This is a genomic window from Bacillus sp. G16 (assembly GCF_021282335.1).
Lineage (GTDB): Bacteria > Bacillota > Bacilli > Bacillales > Bacillaceae > Bacillus > Bacillus inaquosorum.
Genome location: NZ_JAJSOZ010000043.1, coordinates 1 through 1,528 on the forward strand (window position 1 = coordinate 1; position 1,528 = coordinate 1,528).

Sequence of the window (1,528 nt, forward strand, 5' to 3'; positions counted from 1 at the left end):
CTTATATAATCATTATGCTGTCTTTTTATATTCTTTGCTTTTATCTTTGTTTCTCCAATTTTAGCATAAAAATTAAAACCTTTAGAATTAAACAGAGAGCTCCAAAAACCTTCTAAGTGAATAGAATCCTCATTTTCTTCTAAAATCTCAATAGTTAGAGTTTGATCCGATAATTTCGAAACAATTTTATCTTCTCTGTATAAATAATAATCCTGTTCAGTTTCTCTTTCATATACATACCTACTATAATTTTCACCGTGTTTTATTTTTAAAGCATGATATAGATAGAAATGGCTCACACTTTTTGTTTCAATGATGACATCGTCGTCAATATACGACAATACTTCTCTAATCAATGTTAAAAATTCACGGTATTCATTTTCGTCTAAAGGTGTTTCACTAATATCCTTAATTAATAATTTCCACTTCAAATCATGCATAACCATATATTGAAGAAACAAAGGTATCTTCTGTTCATGATTTTTTGTGATATCGATTAAATTCTTGGAGAAAGTGATAAGTGAATGATTAAACCAATTCTTATTTGCTTTAGCAGTCTGCATGGCAGATGATCCATCTTCTCTAACTCTATAATGGTATTTTGCCTCTTTAACCAGACCATACTTTTTCTTTTGCGATATAATTAAATTAACTAGTTTGGCATCTTCACCTATTTTACAATTTTCATCAAACCTGATATTTTTCAAGGCATCTTTTTTTATAAATGTAGAACAGCAATGAGTTAATATATGATGTGGTTCTTTTTCCACATCCAATATTCTTGTAGAAGAAAACTTATTATTTAGATTATGTTCTCCAGTTCTTCCTTCTTCAAAAAAAATAGGGATTGCTACAATATCAATTTCATTCTTATGTCGATTAAAGAAGTTTAAAACATTTTCGAATGTTTCTTCTGAAACTAAATCATCCGGATCCAAAAATTGAATATATCTACCTTCAGCATACTTTAAACCATAATTTCGAGCACTGCTCACTCCGCCATTCTGTTTCTTTACATACACAATATTTTTTGGATATTTTTGAGCATATTCTTTACAAATGATTTCACTTTTATCGGGGCTATCATCATTCACAAGTATTAACTGAATATTCTCAAAACCCACAGTCTGGTTAATGACGCTTTCTATAGCATCAGTTAGATACAACTCAACATTATAAATCGGCATTATAACACTGAAATCATAATTAAAACTCTTTTCGTTCATAAAAGATTACTCCTAACAAAATGTTTATATGAATAAGAATCCGGGTAAATAAAAGTAAAAAAACAAAGAGAGTGCTAAATTTTCGAAAAAACATGATTTAATTTAGTAAAAATGTATTAAAAAGCATTCCTTACCTATTTTTTTAAAACTTTTGCAAGCAAACTTTTAAAAATGTTTACATGGTTAAGTTCTAAAGCATCATTTGGTGTTTTTAGGACAAAGTCAAATGCAAAGGCCCAAATCGGTATTTCAACAACAAAGCCAGCATATCTAAAATCTCTTAATTTATATCCCCATACTTC

At 28.7% G+C, this 1,528-nt stretch carries 2 pseudogenes; both read right to left on the reverse strand.

Annotation, left to right across the window (positions count from 1 at the left end):
• Positions 1–1,226, reverse strand: a pseudogene (ggaB, locus tag LWH95_RS21355) (poly(glucosyl N-acetylgalactosamine 1-phosphate) glucosyltransferase); the annotation flags it as partial.
• A 134-nt stretch (positions 1,227–1,360) separates the two neighbouring features.
• A pseudogene (locus LWH95_RS21360) lies at positions 1,361–1,528 on the reverse strand (glycosyl transferase family A); the annotation flags it as partial.